The organism is Rahnella victoriana, from assembly GCF_004330295.1.
GTDB lineage: Bacteria > Pseudomonadota > Gammaproteobacteria > Enterobacterales > Enterobacteriaceae > Rahnella > Rahnella victoriana.
In genome coordinates, this window is the sequence record NZ_SJOJ01000038.1 from 26,504 (window position 1) to 33,012 (window position 6,509).

Below are 6,509 nucleotides of genomic sequence, written 5' to 3' on the forward strand. Positions count from 1 at the left end.
CATGAGCCTGACTGCGTTATTTGTGTTGTGCCGGTTCGTGCATTTTGCGTCGCTGATGCAGATTTTCGGCCTGAGTGTGTTTTGCTCGCTGCTGACGCCCGTGGGATTCTCGGCAATCTTGCTGCGAAAAAACCAGACACTGATGATTTGCTCAGGTCTGGTCGCTGCGGTGACCTCAGTCGGTATGCTGGCGATTCAGGCCGCGCTGATGGGGAACGGCTGGAGTGATGCGCTGAACCTGAATGTGTGGCTGCTGGTATTAACCACCGCCTTTGGCGACGTCTGGCGCTGGCATTTGTTGCTGACAGCTGTCCTGCTGCTGACGCTGCTGATGGACTGGCTGCCCGCGCGCAACCTGCTGGTTTTCCTGTGCTCGCTCGGTTTACTGATGAGTCAGGCGCTGATCGGCCACGCCGCGATGCATGAAGGGACGCTCGGGTTAATACAGCGGACCAATCATGTCGTGCATTTGCTCAGCGCAGCGTACTGGTTCGGATGCCTGCTGCCGTTACTGACCTGCATGGCATATACCCGACAGTCCGCTTTGCGGCCGTATGCGATTGCCACACTGATTCGTTTTTCAGTCTGGGGACACGCCGCCGTTGCGCTGGTGATCCTCACCGGTATCATCAACACGGCCATTATTTTGCAGCGCTGGCCGACGGATATGACGTCCCTTTACCAGTGCCTTCTGGTGATCAAAGGGGTCATGGTGGGGATGATGGCAGCGGTGGCGGTGTTTAACCGCTACCGGCTGGTGCCGTTAATGGGAAAAGATCCCGACCGTGCGCAACACGCTTTTATCATGATGACCTGGCTCGAATGGGGGCTGGCGCTGGGCGTTTTACTGCTGGTGAGTGTATTCGCCACACTGGCACCGCGCTGAACGGATCATCTGAACAAGTATCAAGAATTTAATACCATCGAGGAAAAATCATGAGGAAAACACTGCTTGCCTGTGTGTTGCTGACCTTATCGGCCAGCAGCTTTGCGGCGCCCCAGCTTGAGACGATCAGCCGTTTGCAATACGGCAAAGCCTGGGCCTTTACCCGCGAAGAAGTCATGCTGCAATGCCGTCCCGGTAATGCGCTGTATGTGATCAACGACAGCACGCTGGCGCAATATCCTCTTAATGACGTCGCCAGAGAGCAGGTCAAAAACCATCAGGTTCAGGCCGTGCCGCTGGAGAAAATCTGGCTGGATGATCCGCAGAATCCGGGACAAAAAATGAGTCTCGCGCCATTTATTGCCAAAGCGCAGTCGCTCTGTTGAGTCGCCGTGCAGCCGATAAATGACTGATGTTAACCCCATGTTTTGCGTATGTTGTCACACAATGAAAATAATACATCATTGTTATTATCACTATGTTTCAAACTGGGTGGAAATTAGTCATGCGTCGTCTACTCTTTAAGTTGTACGGCTTAACCGCCTGCATTAATGCCAACTTTTAGCGCACGGCTCTCTCCCAAGAGCCATTTCCCTAGACCGAATATAGGAATCGTATTCGGTCTTTTTTTTGTCTGTTTTTCAAAACAATCACTTATAGTAAAAACAATCACTTAGGCTGATTTCACTTACCCTCAATGTTACTCATTTGGATTCTCCATCGCCATTTTATCGCCACTGATTTGAGCCAGCGGATTCAGGTGGATAGCGTCTTCCAGGTGATCCGGAGCAAAGTGCGCGTATCGCATAGTGACCCGGATATCGGAGTGCCCGAGGATGCGTTGCAGCACGATGATGTTGCCACCGGCCATCATGAAATGGCTGGCGAACGTATGCCGCAGAACGTGCGTCATCTGACCTTCCGGCAGTTCGATGCCGGCCAGCCTGATCACTCGATAAAACTGCTTATAGCAGGGTGAGAAGGGCGCGCCTTTACGGGCGATCAGTTCATCATAGAGGGGGCGGGCGAGGGGAACGGTACGGTTCTTTTTACCTTTGGTATTGATAAAGGTGAGTTTGTACGGGGAAATCTGCGAGCTTTTGATTTTGGCAGCCTCGTTCCAGCGTGCGCCGGTCGAAAGGCAGACTTTAACAATAAGCGTTAATTCGTCATTTCCATGCTGTTCGCAGGCGGCCATGAGCAGCAGGATTTGTTCCTGAGTCAGCCATGCCATCTCACGTTCCGGCTGATCAAACTCGCGGATATTCTCGAGAGGGTTAGGTAGCGACCATTCCCCCAGGCGTTTCAACTCATTGAACACCGCCCGCAGAAAAGCATGTTCACAGTTCACCGTACCGGTGGAAACTTTACGGGTCGCCAGACTAGTACTGTAGCCGTTATCGATTTCACCGCGCAGCCGCTGATTGCGATAGTGTGCCCAGTCCTTCGGCGTGATCATGCTGGCTATGGGGTCACCCATTCCCGCGCTGATAATCCTTAGTTTTCCCAGTCGTCCCTTTTTATCATTCAGAGAGCAGCCGTGCAGGCTGTACCAGAGATCGACCAGTTCGCTCAGCTTCCGCCGGTCTTCCTTCTCGCCCAGCCACGGTTTGTTCTTTGCCTGATCCATGGTGTAAGTTTCAAAGGCAACGGCTTCACCTTTGGTATCAAACTGCCTGCGGCATCGCTTACCTCCACTCCCGTTCGGGTAGCACTCACATAACCATTTACCGGTAGACAGCTTTCTTACACTCATCACATCCTCCTTTTTGAGAATGTGAATATTACTGTATATAAAAACAGTGTAAATGTTTGATTTAGTCAGTCGTATACATGCAAGGTTAGCAACCGATTGGTTTGTCTAAGCAAATATCTTTGGAAAGGTTTCGGCGGAAACGGTGAAATTTTAATGTCAGGTTGTTAAGATTAGTCTTAATAGTTTGCTTTCACAATAAGGACTTAATGATGAAGTTTGTTCTGGGATTTGCTGCTTTAGTGCTTCCGTTTGCCGTGAGTGCTGCATTTGTCAACCCTATGGAATTCGATGGTTCCGAAGCGCAAAAACAAGAAGTAATTGAATACATCAAGGCGAGGGTGAAGGCTGATTACTGTGATGGTGCCGTTAAGATGTGCCAACCAACAACGCTTCGTATGATGGAAAAGCAAAATCTGGCCGCTTTTAAAAATCTGACCAAAGCCAAAAATAAAGAAATATTAGATAGGGTTATCGGGGATTATTGTGAAGGTGCGGTTAATATGTGCACTTACGCGACTCTGGATATGATGTACAAACAAAATCTGAAAGCCAGCGGTGAGCAACTTAGTTGGTGATCATGAATGTTAAGAAACCCGCCATTGGCGGGTTTCTTGTTTTAATGCATCTGCAAAGATTGTTGCTGATGTTTATCCGGATGCAACTGAACAGCATGAACGGTGCCAGGTTCAACAATAATGTCAGCAATAGACTCATGGGTTTTAAACGTGCAACTGCAATTGATGTTCTGACACTGGTGATAGCGTTCTTTGGTATTGATGCTCAGATAACGGCTTGAACGGGCGTGTGCTGCGTGCTGGCATTTCGGGCAGTGCATCATAATAATCACCATATAATCATTTTTAATCAGATGCGGTCATTGTATGTTATCGCGTTCAGCATACATCTTAAATTACAGTGATTTACACTCTTCAAAATCTTGGTAATTCAAGAGAACTCAATCAAATCAAAAGGGGGAGTTATGCTATCCGGATTGAATCACCTCACTCTCGCGGTCAGTCATTTACCGCGCAGTTTTAGTTTCTATGTAGATGTTCTTGGTTTTATGCCTCGGGCTAAATGGGCGAGAGGGGCTTACCTGTCACTTGGTGACCTGTGGTTATGTTTATCCTTAGACACTTCCATTGACCCCAAGACGGATTACACTCATTACGCCTTTACTATCGAATCAGCCGACATGCCGTCATTTCGAGAGAAAATACGGCATGCCGGTGTTGTCGAGTGGAAAAATGATAAGAGTGAAGGGGAGTCAATTTACTTTCTCGATCCGGATGGCCATCAGTTAGAGGTTCATTGTGGTGATCTTGAAAGCCGGCTCCGTTCCTGCAAAGAAAGCCCATACGATGAAATGGAATTCTTCTGATGTGAGTGGCTCAGGTTAGCTGTTTTCCGTCGCCTCATAACTCACATCCGACAACAACACCTCCAGATTTAACGTCGTCACAAAGCCACTGCCGCCCAGGCTGTGCGTCACCTTGCTGATTATCCAGGGCTGCGCGTCGATCACGGATTTAAAGCCGGACACTTCCACCGGCGTCTCTGGAAATAAATCGGCCCGTCCGCGAGCCAGAGAGATCGAGAACTCCGCGACACCGCGCTGAAGTTTTTCCCATTTCGCCTGAGCTGCCCGCATGGCGGCCTTTTGCGTAGCGTAGATGGTGGTGAGGGCAAACACGTTTTCATCACTGCCTGCCAGGTAATCCCCTTCCTTCGCCTCCGGCGTTTTCTGCACCTTCGTGCTGGTCCTCTTTGCCTTAGGATGTTGCAGGGCGCGCAGGTACTGCACTTTCGGTTTGCGCTGTACCTTCACTTTTTTCGGCTTCGGGTCTTTGGTATGCAGCCAGCTTGCCGACACGCCGGTGTAAGCCCCACGGTCAGCAATATTGAACGTATGCCCGTCGCCGTCGCTGCGGATTATTGTCATCTGCGGGATAGGTTTGCCGCTGGCCGTCTTTGCCGCGCCTGGCTTGATAAACAGTAGATTGCCCGCCTTAATGGCGACCACCGCGCCGTTCAGCTCCGCCAGACGGGTGATAAATTTCGCGTCCGTCTCCTGGGTCTGGTCAATGTGCGACACCGGCACGCCTCTGAAAGGTTCAGCAATGGCGGGTTTAAGGTTATTGCGCGTAGCCACGGCGGACACCACCGCCTCCAGCGTGGTGTCGTGATAAGAGATATCGCGGCGGGAATTCAGGCTGCCGCGATAGTCCGCGCTGCGGGCGCGAATGGTCAGCGTGTCCGGCGTGCCGCGATGCTCCACCTCATCCACGGTAAAGTCGCCTTTGTTCGTCAGTGCCTGACCTTTCCAGCCGAGCGCGATATTGACCACCGCGCCGCGTGGCGGCATCTCCAGCTGGCCGTCGGTGTCGCTCAGCTCGATGTCGAGCTGGTCAGCCTCAAAGCCACGGTTATCCGTGAGCGTCAGCGAGATCAGCCGGTTGCTGACGTCCTGCGTGATGTCTTTACCGCCGACGGTCACCGTGAAGTCCGGCGCAAACTGCGCACCTGCACCGATGGTCATATCCGTAATCACAGCAGACCTCCCAACTGGCCGGTTAAACCACCGGCCTGATCCAGCAGCCCGTCGGCCTGCGCTTTCATGTCGCCGAACATCGCCGCCTGGGATTCATCCACGCGGGTCAGCGTCAGCGTGAACTCGATCCGGCGGGCGGCACCGTTGGAAAAATGCTCCGTATGGGTTTCGCTGACGCTGTTCACCACGAACATCCCGTAAATGGTGCCGCTGCCTTCCAGTAGCGGCCACGCCTTCCCCTCGTCAGCCATCAGGTTCAGTGCCATCAGCGACAGCCTTCCGCCGGTGATTTCCGGCATCAGCACACCGGACAGAGTAATTTTCTCCTCATTCACGCCGAGGAACTGCGGCAGCGGACGCAGGCCGACGCGGTTATTCGCAGGCCAGCGGTAATCGACATCGCGCTGCAAACTTTGGTAAGGGACGGTCTGCAACTGAAACACAAACAGCCCGAGCGTTAACATCATGCGGACATCTCCTTAATCGTTATCCATGCGGGAACGTTGTTGTGCGGCGCGGGCGCGGTCACGGGCTTCCAGCTCGGCGCGGATCTGTTTGCTGGCATCCGCACCGCCCAGGGCATTCCCCGCTGAAATCTGGTAGGTGTGCGTGCTGCGGTCAACATAACTGCTGCCGCCACCGGCGGACACCGGCACATATGCCCCGCCGAGGGCATTCCCTGGCGGCAGCGTCAGCGGATCCTGTCCTGCAGCGGCGGCGTTATGCGCTTTGCTGGCGTTCTTATCCAGATCAGCCGATTCATCCTTGATGATGCCGAGCTTCTCCAGCAGCCAGTCCACACCCGAACGCAGTTTGTTGAACGCCTGCAACGGCGCGGTCAGCGCGTTGGCGATGGCCTGCCCGAACATTACGCCGGTGTCTTTGCAGCTTTTCAGCGTTTCCTGCGTAGATTTCACTGGTTCAATCAGGTCTTTGAACCACTGCCAGAGCATTTTCAGTTTATCGCCGAGCCAGTCAAACACCGGCTTGAGGGGGGAAAACAACTCTTTGACCGGCGCGAATGCAATCCCCAGCCCTTCAATCACACCCGCAAAGAAGGCGCTGATTGGTTCCCAGTATTTGCGGATAAGCAGCGCACCGGCGACGATGGCGACACCGACGGCAACAATCGGCCATGTCAGCCCACCGATCACCGTCGCAATCGCGCCGCCAACGGTGCCGAGGATTGTCCAGAGCATGCTGGCGGCGGCAACGATCAGATTGATACCGCTGATAACAGGACCCGCCACCAGACCAAACACGCCGAGCGCGCCGATAATCAGCAGCGCACCGCCCGCAATCTTGCCGAGCGTGGT

The 6,509-nt window shown here is 53.0% G+C and carries 8 protein-coding genes and 1 pseudogene; 4 read left to right on the forward strand and 5 right to left on the reverse strand.

Annotated features, from left to right (window positions below):
- The first annotated feature begins 1 nt into the window (after nt 1).
- Nucleotides 2-886: a copper homeostasis membrane protein CopD gene (gene copD / locus EYY67_RS22920; protein ID WP_131694452.1), complete on the forward strand. Its 885-nt coding sequence runs from the start codon at nt 2-4 to the stop codon at nt 884-886.
- A gap of 50 nt (nt 887-936) precedes the next feature.
- On the forward strand, nt 937-1,272 hold the full coding sequence (locus EYY67_RS22925) for a YebY family protein (protein ID WP_095921404.1): 336 nt from the start codon (nt 937-939) through the stop codon (nt 1,270-1,272).
- A gap of 314 nt (nt 1,273-1,586) precedes the next feature.
- Here the strand turns inward: EYY67_RS22925 and EYY67_RS22930 are convergent, their stop codons facing one another.
- Nucleotides 1,587-2,642 (reverse strand): phage integrase, encoded by a 1,056-nt coding sequence (locus EYY67_RS22930; RefSeq protein ID WP_131694453.1) that lies wholly within the window; start codon nt 2,640-2,642, stop codon nt 1,587-1,589.
- Nucleotides 2,643-2,848: 206 nt separating this feature from the next.
- Between EYY67_RS22930 and EYY67_RS22935 the strand changes: the two genes are divergently transcribed.
- Nucleotides 2,849-3,217 carry a hypothetical protein gene (locus EYY67_RS22935; protein WP_229920949.1) on the forward strand — a complete coding sequence of 123 codons (369 nt, stop codon included), beginning with the start codon at nt 2,849-2,851 and terminating at the stop codon, nt 3,215-3,217.
- A 41-nt stretch (nt 3,218-3,258) separates the two neighbouring features.
- Here EYY67_RS22935 and EYY67_RS22940 read toward each other — a convergent pair whose 3' ends face one another.
- Entirely contained in the window at nt 3,259-3,480 is a 222-nt protein-coding gene (locus tag EYY67_RS22940) for a DNA-binding transcriptional regulator (RefSeq protein ID WP_013573939.1), read from the reverse strand.
- A gap of 141 nt (nt 3,481-3,621) precedes the next feature.
- Here EYY67_RS22940 and fos point away from each other — a divergent pair, with 141 nt between their 5' ends.
- Entirely contained in the window at nt 3,622-4,023 is a 402-nt protein-coding gene (fos, locus tag EYY67_RS22945; RefSeq protein WP_131694454.1) for a fosfomycin resistance glutathione transferase, read from the forward strand.
- 15 nt (nt 4,024-4,038) lie between these two features.
- On the opposite strand, the gene EYY67_RS22950 is transcribed toward fos, so the two are convergent.
- The 3 genes and pseudogenes from EYY67_RS22950 to EYY67_RS22960 form a co-directional block, all read right to left on the reverse strand.
- On the reverse strand, nt 4,039-5,181 hold the full coding sequence (locus tag EYY67_RS22950; protein ID WP_415838617.1) for a phage late control D family protein: 1,143 nt from the start codon (nt 5,179-5,181) through the stop codon (nt 4,039-4,041).
- A gap of 8 nt (nt 5,182-5,189) precedes the next feature.
- Nucleotides 5,190-5,660, reverse strand: coding sequence for a phage tail protein (locus EYY67_RS22955; protein WP_131694456.1), 471 nt, complete (start codon nt 5,658-5,660; stop codon nt 5,190-5,192).
- Between the two features lie 12 nt (nt 5,661-5,672).
- Nucleotides 5,673-6,509, reverse strand: a pseudogene (locus EYY67_RS22960) (phage tail tape measure protein); the annotation flags it as partial.

Coding starts and splice junctions, on each gene's coding strand:
- copD (WP_131694452.1), top strand. CDS start 2: ATGAGCCTGACTGCGTTATTTGTGTTGTGCCGGTTCGTGCATTTTGCG.
- EYY67_RS22925 (WP_095921404.1), top strand. CDS start 937: ATGAGGAAAACACTGCTTGCCTGTGTGTTGCTGACCTTATCGGCCAGC.
- EYY67_RS22930 (WP_131694453.1), bottom strand. CDS start 2,642: ATGAGTGTAAGAAAGCTGTCTACCGGTAAATGGTTATGTGAGTGCTAC.
- EYY67_RS22935 (WP_229920949.1), top strand. CDS start 2,849: ATGATGAAGTTTGTTCTGGGATTTGCTGCTTTAGTGCTTCCGTTTGCC.
- EYY67_RS22940 (WP_013573939.1), bottom strand. CDS start 3,480: ATGATGCACTGCCCGAAATGCCAGCACGCAGCACACGCCCGTTCAAGC.
- fos (WP_131694454.1), top strand. CDS start 3,622: ATGCTATCCGGATTGAATCACCTCACTCTCGCGGTCAGTCATTTACCG.
- EYY67_RS22950 (WP_415838617.1), bottom strand. CDS start 5,181: ATGACCATCGGTGCAGGTGCGCAGTTTGCGCCGGACTTCACGGTGACC.
- EYY67_RS22955 (WP_131694456.1), bottom strand. CDS start 5,660: ATGATGTTAACGCTCGGGCTGTTTGTGTTTCAGTTGCAGACCGTCCCT.